Here is a 14475-nt window from a genome sequence, read left to right on the forward strand (position 1 = left end):
GGCCGGGCAACGTCTGTCGCTGGGATATATGCCTATTCAGGAATGCATTCCTGAATAGGCATATATTTTGGCTTTCGGTCCTTACTTTATAGGCAGTAAGTAGCGAAGGCGCATTTGTTAACCGCTAGGAACCCAGCGGTGCCTTTGTATAACCTGCACAGAGGGCGAGGAACCGGGTGTTCGCTTCGACCTCTCCGACGCTGACCCTGACACCCTCGCTGCCGAAAGCGCGTACGGACAATGCCTGCTCGCCCGCAAGGGCCGCGAATTCGCCACTGTGCTCGCCAAAATTCAACCAAACGAAGTTTCCCTGCGCCTCGGGAACGAACCAACCGAGCTCCCTGAGGCCTCTGGTGACGCGGTCCCGCTCGTCCACCAGGCTTTGTACCCTTTCAACAACCTGGTCGAAATTCTGCAAGGAAGTGATTGCCGCACGTTCAGCAATTTGGGAAACCGCAAATGGCGTGGCCGTGACACGCAGGTGTTGTGTAAGCAACGGACCGGAAACGCTGTAGCCGACCCGCAAACCTGCCAGCCCATGGGCTTTGGAGAAGGTCCTGAGAACCACCACATTCGGATATTTCCGGTACAGCTTGATGCCATCCACGGCCGCGGCATCACGCACGAATTCCTGGTAGGCCTCGTCGATGACGATGACCACGTTCGGCGGCACCGATTGGATGAAACGCTCGGTTTCCTCGGCGGTAAGGATGGGGCCCGTTGGATTGTTCGGAGTGCACAGCAGGATCACTTTGGTCCGCACCGTGACCGCCGCAGCCATGGTGTCCAGATCATGGCGCCCATCGTCGAGCAACGGAATCTGCACGCTTGCAGCGCCCGCGAGGCCAACACAAATGGGGTAGGCCTCGAAGGAACGCCAGGCGTAGATCACCTCGTCCGCTTTGCCGTCATCGTTTTGACCGGCAAATGTGGTGAGGATCTGGTTCAGCGCTCCCAGGCTCCCCGCACCGGTGACGACGTCGTCAGCCGGAATATCCAGGAACTCTGCGAGCGCGTTCCGCAGCTTGCTTGCCAGGGGGTCGGGATAGCGGTTGATGTCCGACTGGTCCGCGATGGCCTGCAACACTGCAGGAATCGGGGGAAGCGGATTTTCGTTGGACGACAATTTGTAGCTGGTGAGGCCCTCAATGGGAGCCGGGGGTTTGCCCGCGGCATACTTTGGAAGCCTGTCTACGACCGGGCGGGGGAGTACGCCCTCCGGCACGTTGTCAGTAGTAGTCATGGCTTCAAGCCTACTGGCACCCAACCCGCGACCGGGGTTCTCCGGTGCCGGCACCAGACCCCTCGCCCGGGTTCCCGCGCCCGCCACGAATCTGCGGAGTCCAGCCTGGACACAGCTGGATATGGAAGCATTGGACCCATGGGTTCCTTCATCGTTCGCGTCATCATCAATGGACTTGCCTTGTGGGTGGCCAGTTGGCTCCTGACTGGCTTGGAAATCTCGACCACAGCCACAGAAAAAGCCGCCACGAATGCGGGACTGACGGATAACGCAGACACAGTGGGCATCGTCCTGGCGTACCTCTTCATCGGGTTGATTTTCGGCATCGTCAACGCGTTTGTGAGGCCTTTGGTGAAGATCCTCTCGCTGCCCGTGACCATCTTGACCCTTGGACTGTTCACCATCGTGATCAATGCAGCCATGTTGTACCTGACAGCCTGGCTCAGCAGCTTCACGCCCGTGCACCTGACCATCGACTCGTTCTTCTGGACGGCCATCCTGGCTTCCATCATCATCAGCATCGTCAGCATGGTGGCCGGCCTCATCCCGGGTACCGGCAAGCGCTAGGGCCCACCGGGGTGAAGAGCCCTCCACCCCTGTCCCCACCTTCCTTGGCTCGCCAACCGCTGCGTCATCAATGGCTGCGCCCGGAGCCCGCTGTGCGGGGCTCACCTTGTACCGGCCTCGGATTTGCTCTGCCTCACGCTGGGTTTTGGATCGCTGTGCACCTTCTCAGGCATAGCTTCGCGAACCAACCTGAACCTGGTGACCGTCGCAGCTCCGCCAGCGCCAACTGCCCCTGCGTACGCCCCCGCTGACGCCACAAGCGAGGGATCCTGACTGCGGGCAATCTCCTCGGCTCCCACGGCGTACGTCTCCAACCGGTGCCCCGGACCAAGGCCAAACCCCTCCCCGGGCGGTGTGCGGGCGGGATTGGTGAGAGTTACCGTGACGCGATCCTTGGTGTCCGGATTCTTCTGACCGTCTGAGCCGGGGACCCAGTCATCAGCGTGTTCCAGGTGCAAGGTGCTGATCCCCGGCCCAGCGGCAACGCCCCCGACCGGAGCGCCGGCCGTCAGGACAAACCGGAGGTCGAACTCGGCGAGGAACGCTTTGTCCTGCGTGAGGTTCATTGCGTGGACTCCGCCTTGGCTGTGAGACACCGCAATTACTTGGTCCCCTGCTTCAGCTCCCGCCTCGTGAAGCGCTTGGGTGATGGCAGGGATAACGTCTTGGACCCATAGCCCAATGCCTCGGCGATTCCGGCCTCATCGAGGGGATTGGCACCACCCATGTTGGCTTTTTCCGGTTCCGTCCCGGGGATCAACACCGTCCAGGTGCTAGAGGCACCATGGTGAAGTTCGATGATCTCGATCTCCCCTTCACCGCGGGCATGGATCTCGTCAAGCCTTCTCAGGTTTGCCGCCATGGAGGGATCCACGGTTTCCACTCCCTGTCCAATCTGTTCGGCCTTCACCGGACGCGGCCGAAACTTCTCCATGCCTGGCAACGCCAGGAGGTCACGCAAGGCGCTGCCGCTGTCCGATCGTCCGGGTATGACACCCACAGCGAGTGCCGCGCCGGGCACCATGCCTTGCCGGACATTCATGAACGCTGACAGGACCAATCCGAGGACGTTATCCGTGATGTCCCGCAAGCTGAACCTGCCCGTATTCTCCAGGCCCAGTGTCTTCCAGGGGTCCAGCCCTGTCCTGGCGAGCAGTGCGTTCTTGGCCTCGGCGGTCTCGTAGGCCTGATTGCTGGCTCTGACGTCCCGGCTGACCTCCACCAATTCCGCACGAACGCCGGCAATCCGCTTCCTGCCTTCTGCCACGGCATCAAGAGCGGCGCACCCAGAAGCATAGGACTCGTATAAGAAGGGCTCCAATGCATCCTGCACACGCTGCGCCTCGACCTCGACGCTCATCAGTCTCTGTGCCAGTTGATCAAGCACCGCGGCACCTTGGAGGAGCTCATCGAGCTGGAACGACATTCCGCCTACACCCCCTCGTATGCGAAGGATTCCGTCCGGCACCGGCGGAGTGGGGTCAGGTGCGGATCCTGCACCGATGGGTGCTGCATCGGACATCAGAAGCCAGCCCTGTCTGAGGCCCCTACGTTGCGGGAATGGCGAAGCACCGTCGCCGCGGCATCGTCCAGAGTCTCGCGGGCGCGCATGAGTGCGGAGGCGTGAACTGCGACCGTGGTCCTGTACTTGTTTCCGGCCGGGGATTGCCAATCATCCAATTGCACACGCCGCAGACTGGACAGCACAGCGTCAACGTCATCCACGCATTTCTTGATGCGCCATGCCAGCCTTTGGACTTCGTGGCCACGTGAGGCGCACTCCAAAGGATCGAAAGTGGGCGGGGTGGCTGCAGGCATCAAGCCGACGCTCATGGTCCGTTTACTCCAAAGGTTGTGGTGCTGATCGATACTTCGAAGCTACGGAGGGTGCGGGCAACGCCAGAAGGCGCCAACCCGGTTATGTGGATAACGCAAGCCGTATCCACATAGCACCGTCACCAACTCCGGTCCCAAGCTGGGAGCATGAAAGAATAGGAACCATGGCTGAATCCCCCCGCGTGTCCCTCGCTTCCGAACCCCTCGCCCTTGGCGCCCTCGACGGCCGCTACCGTGCCGCCGTCGCGCCCCTCGTTGACTACTTGTCCGAGGCCGCCCTCAACCGCGATCGTGTTCACGTCGAAGTCGAGTGGCTCATCCACCTGACCAGCCAGTCCGTCCTGCCGGGCGCAGGTCCGCTGTCCGATGACCAGGTCGCCAAGCTGCGCGCCATCGTGACCGGTTTCGACGCCGCCTCCGTTAACGAGCTGGCCGAAATCGAAGCCGTAACGGTGCACGACGTGAAGGCCGTTGAGTACTACATCGGCCGCAGGCTCCCTGCAATCGGCATCGAAAACCTCACTGCCATGGTGCACTTCGGCTGCACGTCCGAGGACATCAATAACCTCTCCTACGCCGTGGGCATCAAGGGTGCCGTTGAGGACGTTTGGCTCCCGAACGCCACCGCGCTGGTCCAGCAGATCCAGGCCATGGCGGAAGCCAACCGCACTGTTCCCATGCTGTCGCGGACCCACGGACAGCCCGCCACGCCTACCACCCTTGGCAAGGAACTTGCGGTGATCGCACACCGCCTGAACCGCCAGCTTGCCCGCATCGCGAAGACCGAGTACCTCGGCAAGATCAACGGAGCCACCGGCACTTACGCGGCCCACGTTGCTTCCGTGCCCAGCGCGGATTGGGAAGCCGTCGCCAAGTCCTTCGTGGAAGGCCTGGGCCTCACGTGGAACCCGCTGACCACGCAGATCGAAAGCCATGACTGGCAGGCCGAGCTGTACGCGGACATCGCCCGCTTCAACCGCATCCTGCACAACGTCTGCACGGACATCTGGAGCTACATCTCCATCGGATACTTCCGCCAGATTCCGGTCGCTGGCGCCACAGGTTCGTCCACCATGCCTCACAAGGTCAACCCGATCCGCTTCGAGAACGCCGAAGCCAACCTGGAGATCTCCAACGGCCTCCTGGACACCCTCGGTGCCACGCTGGTGACCTCACGCTGGCAGCGTGACCTGACGGACTCCTCCTCGCAGCGCAACATTGGCGTTGCCTTCGGCCACTCGCTCCTGGCAATCTCCAACGTCGCCAAGGGCCTGAAGGCCCTCGACGTCGCCGAGGACGTTCTGGCCGGCGACCTCGACACCAACTGGGAAGTCCTGGGCGAAGCCATTCAGATGGTCATGCGCGCAGAGGCGATCGCTGGCGTTGACGGTATGGAAAACCCCTACGAGCGCCTCAAGGACCTCACTCGAGGCCAGCGCGTGGACGTAGCACGCATGCAGGAATTCGTTCAGGGCCTGGGCCTTTCTGCAGACGCCGAAGCGCGTCTTCTCGCCCTCACTCCGGGCAAGTACACGGGCATCGCCGACAAGCTGGTGGATCACCTCCAGTAACTGGATTCGATCAATTAACAAGAATCGAACGACGGCGGCGGGCCGGGCTGGTGCCCTGCCCGCCGCTGTGGCTTTTGGGGCGTGCCGGGACGGCAGTCAATGCCAAAGTTGCAGTGCATTAACTGCAACTCCATGGCGTTGCCTGGGGTTTGGGAAACGCGGGACCACCTGAGCGGCCACCGGGTGGTGGGCTGGGTGTCAGACCCGAAGGCTAGGCTGGACTACGGAATCGCGGGAACGCGAACCACGGTACGGCAACCCGGCTACTAGTGAGGAGCGGAGCAGCCATGAAGCTCCTGTTGATCAGGCACGGACAGACCCCCGGCAACGTCGCGGGTGAGCTGGATACGGCATTTCCGGGACCCGGGCTCACCGAGCTTGGCGAACGGCAGGCAGCAGCGTTGCCGGAGGCGCTCAAGGACGAGTCAATCGAGGCCTTGTACACCTCCACACTGCTCCGCACGCAGCGCACTGTGATTCCTTTGGCCAAGGCGACTGGGCTGGAACCGGAGATCCTGGATGGTGTCCATGAGATCGAGGCCGGTTCGCTGGAGAAGAAGACCGACCATGAATCGCACAGGCGCTACATGGGCACGGTGTTCGCTTGGAGCAGCGGTGACCTCGATATGCGGATGCCGGGTGCCTTCACAGGGCACGATTTCTTCGCCAGGTTCGACGCATCGGTGGAAAAGGTGGCCGCAGCAGGCCATGCAACGGCTGCAATCATCAGCCATGGCGCAGCCATCCGTTGCTGGGCTGGACGAAGGGCTGAAGACATAGATACGGTGTTCGCCGAAACCCATCAGCTGCCGAACACGGGAATCGTGGCACTTGAGGGCGACCCCAAGAAGGGTTGGCGCGTGCTCCATTGGGACCAGATCCCCGTGGGCGGACTGGCCTTGGCAGACCAGACCACAGAGGACCCCACCGGCGAAGCCTTCTGACCTCACCACGCGTTGCGGGACCAGCTTTGTGCGCGAACGCCACTCCATGGGGCGTAAAGCGGGCCTCACGAGGCGAGGTGGGAGGCGTCCACTGCAGTTCTCCCGAAGCTAACGCACAGGAAACACGGCGGTAACCGCTGCTTCCTAGGATTAAGTCGCATCAACACCTCAGCGGAATCAAAACGAAGTGAGGCACACATGCAGACGAATCCCCGGCTCAACATCCGGCAGGTCACCTGGGCGAATCCCGTGGGCGCGGACCTCCGTGCGGCCCAGCAGGCAGAGCTGGACTCACGATTCGGAAGCACGGATCACGAACCGGGTCCCCCGCCGTCCGAAGCAGATACAGCCGTGTTTGTGGTTGCCTACGAAAAGTGCTCGGGCCAGCCGCTCGGATGCGGCGGCCTTCGGATGCTCGATGAACGCACTGCTGAGGTCAAGAGACTGTATGTGGTGCCTTACGCCCGGGGGTCGAAAGTGGCCAGCTCCATCCTTGCGGCACTTGAGGCACAGGCACACTCGCACGGATTCACGGTCATTGCGGCGGAAGCGGGGTCGGCACAATCGGACGGACGCAGCTTCTACGAGAGCTCCGGCTTTGCGGAGGTTCCAAATTTCGGTCCGTACATCGGGGTCAGCGGTTCGTACTGCTATTCCAAGCAGATCGATTCCCACAGTGCATCGCATACGGCCATGGCGTGAGCCCCTCGCCCTTGCCGGTGTGAAGCCCGCGAAGACGCAACATCCGGCGCACGTCCGTACACTTCGATAATCTCGGCATATGGAAAAAGCAGACATTACCTTCCGGACGCGCAAATGGGTGCGGCCCGAGGACCTCAACGCCAACGGCACGCTCTTTGGCGGCAGCCTGCTCAAGTGGATCGACGAAGAGGCCGCGATCTACGCCATCCTCCAGTTGGGCAACGGCCGTGCCGTGACCAAGTACATCTCGGAGATCAACTTCGTCAGCTCGGCCGTGCAGGGTGACCTGATCGAGATGGGCCTGACCGCCAAGAAATTTGGCCGGACATCACTGACCATGCGGGCCGAAGTCCGGAACATGATCACGCGCCAGAGCATCCTGACCATCGAGGAAATCGTGTTCGTGAATCTTGGTGCGGACGGTCGTCCCCAGCCTCACGGCTACACCGAAATCACCTATGACCGGGACCGGATCCCCACGCACCACCTGACCCAAACGCCCGAAGCAGGCTGAACCACCCGCCGAGGTTTTTTAGCGGGCGGCATGGTTAGAACGGGCGCGTACCCGCCGTCGAACGCTTTCGCCGGGCGGCATGGTTGGAACGGGCGCGTGCCCGCCGTCGAGCGCTCTTGCCGGGCGGCATGGCCTCGGGGGCGCGTGATTGCCGGACGTAGGAACAATCCCCCGGTACGCGCGCCTACTGCAGGTACCGGAACACGGTCCAAGCCTGGGCATTCAGGCAGCAATCGGAGAGGTGCCGCGCGCTGAAGGTTGCTTTGCGGGTGTTTCCTGCGGAGCGGAAGATTGCCTTGCCTCCGCAGGCGAGGCAAACGAATTGCTGCCGACGGGGTTCCTGCCGGTTGTTATCCAGGTTGTCGAAGTCCTCTGCGTCCCAGTCTTTGCGGTCAGCGAGGCACAGTGCCCTTCTCATGCTGTGACTTTCATTCAGCGCGGGTGCGAGTTGACCCCGGGGTGTGAATTGACCCCGGCTGGGGTGCTTATACGGGTGCTGGCGGCCGCGTAGGACGCGGCCGCCAGCTTGTGTTTTCCGGTGACGGGAGTGTGTGCCACCGGAACCTGTGGGAGCGCTGCACTGGAAAGTGACAGCGCCGGAACGGGTTCAGCGCCGGGGAGGGGTTAGCGCCGGTCGAAGGTGAGTCCGCCGGGGACCTGGAAGGTGGGCATGAGTTCGAGCATGCCCACGTTCACGTGGCGCGGGGTTTCGATCGCGTAGTCCAGGGCGTTGACGATGTCGTCGGTGGTGAGGGATTCGTAGCCTTCGTAGTAGGTCTTCCACGCCTCTTCCATGGCCTCCGGGGAGCCGCCCATGTTCCGGCCGAAGATCTCCGTCTCCACCCGGCCCGGGCAGATCTCGGTGACACGGATGCGCTTGCCCACGGTGTCGTTGCGCAACTGCCGGGAGATCTGGTGCACCGCGGCCTTGGTGGCGTGGTAGACCGTGTGGCCGTAGAAGTTGTACAGCCCGGCGATGGAGCTGATGTTGACCACGTGGCCCAGGTCCCGTTCCACCATGCCCGGCAGGACCAGGCGGGTGAGCTGGAGCAGGCCACGCAGGTTCACGTCCACCAGTTCGTCAATGTCCTGTTCGGAAGAATCCAGGATGTTCCCGGGACGGGAGACCCCGGCGCAGTTGACCAGCACGTCGACTTTGAGGTCCCCGACGGCGGCGGCCAGCGCTGCGGTGTCGGTCAGGTCCACCACGTGCGGGACAGCCCCGGTGCGCTCGGCCAGTTCGGCCAGGCGTTCCTCGTTCCGGGCCACGGCGTGGACCGTGAGGCCGCGCTTGGCCAAGCGCTCAGCAATCGCGGCGCCCATACCGGTGGACGCACCCGTGACCAGGGCGGTGGTGTAATCGGAAAAAGACATGGGATCCTCCAAAAAGGTGGGAAAAGGGGCGGGCACCATCAACCAACTGACAGCACCCGCCGGTTGTAGATACTTAGGCGTCGCGCAGTGGTTCGTGCGCGCGGTCCTTGACGGTGCTGACCGCAATGAGCGTGCCCAAGGCGGTGACCACTGCATAGAAGGCCGGCATGTAGATGTTGTTGGTGCTGCTGATCAGCCAGGTCATGAGCAGCGGCGCGGTGCCGCCGAACAGGGCCGAGGAGATGTTGTAACCCACGCCGTAGGCGGAGTAGCGGACCCGGGTGGGGAAAAGTTCCACGAGCAGGATGTGGATCACAGCGGTGTGGCCGGCGAAGATGACGGCCATGATGCAGGCACCAAGGATGGCGAGGCCCATCTGGCCGGTGGCGATCAGCGCGTAGGACGGGATGCCAAGGACAGCCATGGCGATGGCCGAACCGGCAATGACCTTCTTGCGTCCCAGGCGATCGGACAGGGCGCCCATGAACGGGATGGCAATGCAGATAACCACAAGGCTGCAGGCGGTGACCAGCAGGGCTTCGCCAATGGTGAAGTTGAGCTGCTTGCCCTTGAGGAACGTGGGCATGTAGGAGAAGAGAACGTAGTAGCCGGAGCCGTTCATCAGCGGAATGAAGAGTGCCAGGAGCATGGCGCGGCGGTGGACCGGGCTGGCCAGGGCTTCCTTGAGCGGGTTCTTCGACAGGCCGCCCTCTTCCTTGAGCTTTTCGAAGTTGGGGGTGTCGCTGATGGCCTTGCGGATGTACCAGCCAATGATGCCCATGGGGATGGCGACCAAGAACGGGATGCGCCATGCGAAGGAACCGAAGCCGCCGCCGTCGATCGCTGCCTGGGTGAGCCACGGGGACATGGCGTAGGCAACCAGGGTACCGGTGAGCAGTGCCGCGAAGGACGCGATCTGGGCGTAGGAGGTGATGATGCCGCGCTTGCCCTCGGGGGCGTGCTCAGCAAGGAAGGTCATGGCGCCGGCGGCTTCGCCGCCCACGGAGAAGCCCTGGACGAGGCGCAGGAGGACCAGCAGGATAGGGGCAGCAATGCCGATGGCCGCATAGGGCGGAAGGAGGCCGATGCCGGCGGTGGCGATGCTGATGAGCATGATCACGAAGACCAGTAGCTTCTGCCTGCCGATCCGGTCGCCGAGGTAGCCGCACACAATGGCGCCGAGCGGACGGACGAAGAAGGAGACCGCGTAGCCCGCGAACACAAAGAGCAGGGCGTTGTCCGGGTTTCCGGGGGCCAGGAACACGAGTGCCAGCGTTCCCGCCATGAAGGCGAAAATGCCGTTGTCGTACAGTTCCACGAAGATGCCAACACAACCTGCGGTGACAACCTTGCGGGTTTGGCGGCCTGTGAGCCGCTCATGCTGCTCCGGCGCAGCATTTGCTGGTGCGGTCATGACTTTTCCTTACTGGGGATGAACGTAGCAACGCCTACGGGTTACGAGGACAGGTTCTTCAGCTGCATGCCGCAACCGGCAAGTCCTGCCATTGGGGCCGGCATCCAATGCCGAGGAGTCCAAAAACGGTGGTGACGGATTCGCGGAGGATTTCAAGTTGGGAACGCGAGCGTCGATGGGCGGCAGTTGCTTCTGCCACCGAAGTCTTGCGGAACCGGACCTTGTCCCCCGGCCGCGCCTGGGCCAGGACATCCAGTCCGTTGCTGGTGACCACTGCAAGGACGGGATACCCGGCGGTGACGCCGCGTCCACGGTGCAGGACCAGCAATTCTTCCCTCGAGGGAACCTCGACGGCGCCCACTGGCACACCGCGGGAAAGCACCTCGCCGCTTGAGGTTCTTTCCGGCAGTTCGCCGCCAAGACGCAGGCCGATGTGGTTGCTGCGGCCGCTGACGGTGTACTCGGAGGTGAAGAGCAACTCACCGGACTCACCGAATTCGGTCACGTCCGGCCCGTCGGTTACGTCGACGAACAGGTTCGGTCCCATGCTGGGCCGCTCAAGATTCAACCGGAAGAGCGGGAGGTCGAAGTACGGTTGCCGCACCGGACCGACCGTGCGCCTGGTGGCAAGGGTGGTTCCTTCTTTGAGCTGCAGGCCGAAGCCCACCACGGTGTCCGGAGCGACGCTGTCCAGCAGTGTCTCCGCTTCCACCGAACCGTGAATTGCCAGGTAGGCGCGGAGGCCGCTGTGAATGCCACGGATGGAAACCGACTCACCGGCACGGACCGAAACCGGCTCCCACTGGCTGCACGGGCGCCCACCGACAGTGAGCGTCAAGGGTGCACCGGTAACCGCGATCAGGATGTCTACGGTGGTGGTCATCCGGAAATCGAGGGCAGTGATCTCCACGAGGGGTTCGTTGTCCAGGTTGCCGGCAAGGATGTTGGCCGCACGAGCGGAGTATTGATCAAGTGCACCGTTCACGGGCAGCCCGAACCGTGGTCCCCGGAAGCGGCCCAGGTCTGTAACTACTGAATTGCCGGGCTGCTGGATGCGGATTTCGCCGATCATGGCCGTGCCTCCGCTTCCCGGGGTGCAAGTTCATTGCCGGCCAATGCGTGGAAGTCTCCTACCTCGATCTGGCGGAACCGGAGGATATCGCCCGGCTTGTAGGGGACCAGGGGCTCGCGGCGGATGTTGAGCACGGTCAAGGGAGTCTGGCCGATGACGCACCAGCCACCTGGTGCCACTGCCGGGGCAATGACGGCTTGGCGGCCGGCAACCGAGACGGCGCCGGCTGGAACGCTGAGGCGCGGATCCTTCAGGCGGGGCACGGGCTTGGGGAATGCCGGCCCGTCCATCATGGGGGAACCGGCGGGTGCTCCCAGGCAACGGATGGTGTACGTCTTTTCGGTGTGGAGGCGGATGACGTCCTCGGTGGAGATGCCTTGGTAGTCGGCAACCTTCTCCAGGTCCGGGCCAAATTCGCCGCCGTAGACCACGGGAACGTCGAACTCACGGGGAGACGCCGCAGAACCTGCGGATCGGCCGAGTTCGCCCAGTCCAAGCTTGACGAAGGCGCGCATCTGGCCGGCGGACACCATCACGGGATCGAACTCAACCAGCACGGAGTCGTAGGTGGGAACCGCAGCATGAAGGCCCTCGGCACCGCAGTCCTCCAGCCAGTCAGCCAAGCGGTGGACCGTCAGCCAGTTGTCTTCGCTGGCTGCCGAGATCGCTACCACCCGAAGCGCGGAATCACCCGATTCGTAGATCTCGGTGGGAGCCACTGTCAGGACGGACATGTCAGGCCGCCTTCCTCTTGGCATCCATGACCTCAGCCAGCGGAGCAATGCGCACGCCGGCTGCGATCAGCTCGGAGCGGATCAAGCGGGCGAGGTCCACGGCGCCGGGGTTGTCGCCGTGCAGGAGGACCGTGTCCACGTCGATGTCCATGTCTACGCCATTGGCGCAGCGGAGCTTCCCTTCGACCACCATGCGGAGGGTCCGCTCCACAATTTCTGCGGGGTCGTGAAGGACGGCGCCGGGCTGGCTGCGGGGAACCAGCGTGCCGTCTTCCTGGTAGGCGCGGTCCACAATGCCGACGATCCCGACATCCAGCCCTGCTTCACGGGAGGCATTGGCGAGTTCACCTTCCTGCGCCACGACGATGAGTTCGTTGTCCACGCGGGCAGCTGCCTCAGCGACGGCCTTGGCGTAGTCGGCGCGGACGGCAACCAGGTTGCCCAAGCGTCCGTGGGGCGCAAGGTGGGTCACCTTGGTGCCGTGGAAGGCCGCGAAACCGTTCAGGGCGCCCATTTGGTACAAGACATCGTTCTGGACTTCGCCCGCGGAAAGGCCCATGTCCCTGCGACCGAAGCCGCGGAGGTCGGGAAAGCTCGGGTGTGCTCCGATGCCAACTCCGCGCCGGACGCACTCGGCCACAGTTGCTGCCATGATGTCCGGATCGCCGGCGTGAAACCCGCATGCGATATTGGCGCTTGAGACGATCTCCAGGAGTTCCGAGTCGTCGCCAATGGTGTAGGCGCCGAATCCTTCTCCGAGATCCGCAACAAGATCAATCATCCGGTTCACGTGGTTCTCTTTCCGTGGTTCTGCAAATATGGCCCGGACAATAAACAGCCTTCAGAAAGGCAAAGGATAATTTCCGGAGAATGGCAATCGCTGCTGGAATTCCCAAACGTCGCCGCAAGTTCTTTCCAAAAGTCTCGCACTGGTCAACCACGTTGCACAAAGACCTAATAGCTATCCCGTGATAGCTCTCCGTTATGACGTGCACCACCGTGGGCTGTGTCCGCGGTCCCACCAACCACGCGCTGGCAGTGCCGCTATATTTGATCATCGGGACTTGCCACCCTGGGACTCCCCCACCCGGCACTCGTGACTCCCAAGGAAGGTAGATCCATGGACACGCGGAAGCTCTCATACTTCGTCCAAATCGTCGATTCAGGGAGCATCACCAAGGCCGCTGCGGCCCTGCACGTGGCGCAGCCGGCGCTGAGCCAACAGGTCTCCGCGCTGGAAACGGACCTCAAGCAACGCCTGCTGATCCGCAGCAAGCAAGGGGTGGAACCCACGGCCGCGGGCCACACGCTGTACCGCCACGCCCAGTCCATCCTTCGCCTGGTTGAGCAGGCCAGGCAGGACGTTGCAACATCGGGCGCGGCACCGTCCGGGCGCGTCTCCATCGCGATCGCCCCGTACAGCATGGCTTCCAGCCTGACGCCCCAGATCATCAGCGAAGTGGGGCGGCGCTACCCGGACATCGTGGTCCACCTGACCGAGATCTTCGGTGGCGTCCTCAGCGAGGCCATCAAGAATGGCCGCCTGGACATGGCACTCATCTACGAGCCCGGGAAGATCCGGGGCGTGCAGTTCACCACCATGATCGTGGAGGACCTCCACCTGGTGGTCCACCCTGACGTGGACCTGACCCACGGCAAGAGCACCATCACCCTCAAGGAAGCCAGCTCGGTGGGGCTCTTCCTGCCGGAAAAGAACCACACCTTGCGCCAGATCATCGAGAAGGGCATGGCAGACCAGGACCTCGAGCTCCGGCTGGTGGGCGAAGTGGAGTCCGTCCCCTCGCTCACGCGCCTCATCAGGGCAAACCTGGGTGGAACCGTGGTCCCCAAATCGGCGGCCGATGCCCTGTTCCCGGACCAGGACTTCAAGGTGCTGCGGATCGTCGAACCCGGGCTGCAAAGCAAGATTGCCCTCTGCACCCCGGACCATGAGCCGCTCTCCGAGGCTGCCTCGGCCGTGCTCCTGGTGGTCAAGGAGATGCTGCACCAACAGCTGATCTCGAAGTACGGAACGGACCCCGTGCAGCTGCCCGCGCATCCATAACAAAGTCTTATCCGGACAGACAGCTTTGGTCTTATTCAAAACCGTGTGAGTTACCTAATATCGAATTAACAAGAAATTCGAAATACAGCTCACGGAATCGCGGGCCTGCTCAAAGGATAGAACGGTGAAAAAGATCAACTCGACCGGATGGGTTTCCAATCCAACCCGCGGAACGATCAGCGCACGTACCGGATTTCACTGCCCTCGGAATGGTTTCTGGCGTCCCATCGGCGGAGTCGGCGAACCCTTGTTCGTCTTCGAAGGCAGCCTGATGCCGGCACACGCCGGAAACAGCATCGAATGGCACCTCGTGGACACCCGCCCCGGACACGCGGGCCTCGACTAGACCCCACGCCCCCGGCGGGCGGCCTGCCAAACCCGGCCAGCCGCCGTCGTACGGCACCGCCAAACCTGGCCAGCCGCCGTCGTACGGCACCGC

The 14475-nt window shown here is 62.8% G+C and carries 17 protein-coding genes; 7 read left to right on the plus strand and 10 right to left on the minus strand.

Going from position 1 to position 14475, the window contains the following annotated elements; translation table 11 throughout:
* Positions 1–124 precede the first annotated feature (124 nt).
* Entirely contained in the window at positions 125–1243 is a 1119-nt protein-coding gene (locus tag ACIQT2_RS15435; protein ID WP_402948049.1) for a histidinol-phosphate transaminase, read from the minus strand.
* A 138-nt stretch (positions 1244–1381) separates the two neighbouring features.
* Between ACIQT2_RS15435 and ACIQT2_RS15440 the strand changes: the two genes are divergently transcribed.
* The gene (locus tag ACIQT2_RS15440; protein WP_397324536.1) at positions 1382–1810 is read left to right on the plus strand and encodes a phage holin family protein; all 429 of its coding nucleotides are present in this window, start codon (positions 1382–1384) and stop codon (positions 1808–1810) included.
* 101 nt (positions 1811–1911) lie between these two features.
* On the opposite strand, the gene ACIQT2_RS15445 is transcribed toward ACIQT2_RS15440, so the two are convergent.
* The 3 genes from ACIQT2_RS15445 to ACIQT2_RS15455 all read right to left on the minus strand — a co-directional run bounded on the left by ACIQT2_RS15445 (position 1912) and on the right by ACIQT2_RS15455 (position 3643).
* Complete coding sequence (locus ACIQT2_RS15445; RefSeq protein WP_402948052.1) at positions 1912–2376, minus strand: hypothetical protein; 465 nt, start codon at positions 2374–2376, stop codon at positions 1912–1914.
* A 35-nt stretch (positions 2377–2411) separates the two neighbouring features.
* Positions 2412–3236: a hypothetical protein gene (locus ACIQT2_RS15450; protein ID WP_402948055.1), complete on the minus strand. Its 825-nt coding sequence runs from the start codon at positions 3234–3236 to the stop codon at positions 2412–2414.
* A gap of 95 nt (positions 3237–3331) precedes the next feature.
* A complete protein-coding gene (locus ACIQT2_RS15455; RefSeq protein ID WP_402948058.1) occupies positions 3332–3643 on the minus strand; it encodes a hypothetical protein in 312 nt (103 codons plus the stop codon).
* A 167-nt stretch (positions 3644–3810) separates the two neighbouring features.
* Here ACIQT2_RS15455 and purB point away from each other — a divergent pair, with 167 nt between their 5' ends.
* The 4 genes from purB to ACIQT2_RS15475 all read left to right on the plus strand — a co-directional run bounded on the left by purB (position 3811) and on the right by ACIQT2_RS15475 (position 7377).
* Positions 3811–5217 carry an adenylosuccinate lyase gene (gene purB / locus ACIQT2_RS15460; protein ID WP_402948061.1) on the plus strand — a complete coding sequence of 469 codons (1407 nt, stop codon included), beginning with the start codon at positions 3811–3813 and terminating at the stop codon, positions 5215–5217.
* Between the two features lie 287 nt (positions 5218–5504).
* On the plus strand, positions 5505–6161 hold the full coding sequence (locus ACIQT2_RS15465; protein ID WP_402948064.1) for a histidine phosphatase family protein: 657 nt from the start codon (positions 5505–5507) through the stop codon (positions 6159–6161).
* Positions 6162–6359: 198 nt separating this feature from the next.
* Entirely contained in the window at positions 6360–6863 is a 504-nt protein-coding gene (locus ACIQT2_RS15470) for a GNAT family N-acetyltransferase (protein WP_400333255.1), read from the plus strand.
* Positions 6864–6942: 79 nt separating this feature from the next.
* Positions 6943–7377 carry an acyl-CoA thioesterase gene (locus ACIQT2_RS15475; protein ID WP_397324526.1) on the plus strand — a complete coding sequence of 145 codons (435 nt, stop codon included), beginning with the start codon at positions 6943–6945 and terminating at the stop codon, positions 7375–7377.
* Positions 7378–7561: 184 nt separating this feature from the next.
* On the opposite strand, the gene ACIQT2_RS15480 is transcribed toward ACIQT2_RS15475, so the two are convergent.
* From ACIQT2_RS15480 to ACIQT2_RS15505, 6 genes are all read right to left on the minus strand, one after another.
* A complete protein-coding gene (locus ACIQT2_RS15480; protein WP_400333252.1) occupies positions 7562–7795 on the minus strand; it encodes a hypothetical protein in 234 nt (77 codons plus the stop codon).
* 206 nt (positions 7796–8001) lie between these two features.
* Positions 8002–8751: an SDR family oxidoreductase gene (locus tag ACIQT2_RS15485; RefSeq protein WP_400333249.1), complete on the minus strand. Its 750-nt coding sequence runs from the start codon at positions 8749–8751 to the stop codon at positions 8002–8004.
* A 73-nt stretch (positions 8752–8824) separates the two neighbouring features.
* On the minus strand, positions 8825–10165 hold the full coding sequence (locus tag ACIQT2_RS15490; protein WP_400333246.1) for an MFS transporter: 1341 nt from the start codon (positions 10163–10165) through the stop codon (positions 8825–8827).
* Positions 10166–10223: 58 nt separating this feature from the next.
* Positions 10224–11237: a biotin-dependent carboxyltransferase family protein gene (locus tag ACIQT2_RS15495; protein WP_400333244.1), complete on the minus strand. Its 1014-nt coding sequence runs from the start codon at positions 11235–11237 to the stop codon at positions 10224–10226.
* Positions 11234–11971 (minus strand): allophanate hydrolase subunit 1, encoded by a 738-nt coding sequence (locus ACIQT2_RS15500; protein WP_402948070.1) that lies wholly within the window; start codon positions 11969–11971, stop codon positions 11234–11236. The genes ACIQT2_RS15495 and ACIQT2_RS15500 overlap by 4 nt, the downstream gene beginning before the upstream one ends.
* 1 nt (position 11972) lies before the next feature.
* Positions 11973–12761, minus strand: coding sequence for a LamB/YcsF family protein (locus ACIQT2_RS15505; protein WP_402948072.1), 789 nt, complete (start codon positions 12759–12761; stop codon positions 11973–11975).
* 330 nt (positions 12762–13091) lie between these two features.
* Between ACIQT2_RS15505 and ACIQT2_RS15510 the strand changes: the two genes are divergently transcribed.
* Together ACIQT2_RS15510 and ACIQT2_RS15515 are read left to right on the plus strand one after the other, a co-directional pair.
* On the plus strand, positions 13092–14036 hold the full coding sequence (locus tag ACIQT2_RS15510) for a LysR substrate-binding domain-containing protein (protein WP_397324516.1): 945 nt from the start codon (positions 13092–13094) through the stop codon (positions 14034–14036).
* A gap of 124 nt (positions 14037–14160) precedes the next feature.
* On the plus strand, positions 14161–14382 hold the full coding sequence (locus ACIQT2_RS15515; protein WP_397324515.1) for a hypothetical protein: 222 nt from the start codon (positions 14161–14163) through the stop codon (positions 14380–14382).
* The last annotated feature ends 93 nt before the right edge of the window (positions 14383–14475 follow it).

The sequence above is a fragment of the Paenarthrobacter sp. NPDC090522 genome (genome assembly GCF_044769225.1).
Taxonomy (GTDB): domain Bacteria; phylum Actinomycetota; class Actinomycetes; order Actinomycetales; family Micrococcaceae; genus Arthrobacter.

What these genes read in the sequence shown, in the direction of transcription:
- ACIQT2_RS15435 (WP_402948049.1), bottom strand. Translation starts at nt 1,243, where the DNA reads ATGACTACTACTGACAACGTGCCGGAGGGCGTACTCCCCCGCCCGGTC.
- ACIQT2_RS15440 (WP_397324536.1), top strand. Translation starts at nt 1,382, where the DNA reads ATGGGTTCCTTCATCGTTCGCGTCATCATCAATGGACTTGCCTTGTGG.
- ACIQT2_RS15445 (WP_402948052.1), bottom strand. Translation starts at nt 2,376, where the DNA reads ATGAACCTCACGCAGGACAAAGCGTTCCTCGCCGAGTTCGACCTCCGG.
- ACIQT2_RS15450 (WP_402948055.1), bottom strand. Translation starts at nt 3,236, where the DNA reads ATGTCGTTCCAGCTCGATGAGCTCCTCCAAGGTGCCGCGGTGCTTGAT.
- ACIQT2_RS15455 (WP_402948058.1), bottom strand. Translation starts at nt 3,643, where the DNA reads ATGAGCGTCGGCTTGATGCCTGCAGCCACCCCGCCCACTTTCGATCCT.
- purB (WP_402948061.1), top strand. Translation starts at nt 3,811, where the DNA reads ATGGCTGAATCCCCCCGCGTGTCCCTCGCTTCCGAACCCCTCGCCCTT.
- ACIQT2_RS15465 (WP_402948064.1), top strand. Translation starts at nt 5,505, where the DNA reads ATGAAGCTCCTGTTGATCAGGCACGGACAGACCCCCGGCAACGTCGCG.
- ACIQT2_RS15470 (WP_400333255.1), top strand. Translation starts at nt 6,360, where the DNA reads ATGCAGACGAATCCCCGGCTCAACATCCGGCAGGTCACCTGGGCGAAT.
- ACIQT2_RS15475 (WP_397324526.1), top strand. Translation starts at nt 6,943, where the DNA reads ATGGAAAAAGCAGACATTACCTTCCGGACGCGCAAATGGGTGCGGCCC.
- ACIQT2_RS15480 (WP_400333252.1), bottom strand. Translation starts at nt 7,795, where the DNA reads ATGAGAAGGGCACTGTGCCTCGCTGACCGCAAAGACTGGGACGCAGAG.
- ACIQT2_RS15485 (WP_400333249.1), bottom strand. Translation starts at nt 8,751, where the DNA reads ATGTCTTTTTCCGATTACACCACCGCCCTGGTCACGGGTGCGTCCACC.
- ACIQT2_RS15490 (WP_400333246.1), bottom strand. Translation starts at nt 10,165, where the DNA reads ATGACCGCACCAGCAAATGCTGCGCCGGAGCAGCATGAGCGGCTCACA.
- ACIQT2_RS15495 (WP_400333244.1), bottom strand. Translation starts at nt 11,237, where the DNA reads ATGATCGGCGAAATCCGCATCCAGCAGCCCGGCAATTCAGTAGTTACA.
- ACIQT2_RS15500 (WP_402948070.1), bottom strand. Translation starts at nt 11,971, where the DNA reads ATGTCCGTCCTGACAGTGGCTCCCACCGAGATCTACGAATCGGGTGAT.
- ACIQT2_RS15510 (WP_397324516.1), top strand. Translation starts at nt 13,092, where the DNA reads ATGGACACGCGGAAGCTCTCATACTTCGTCCAAATCGTCGATTCAGGG.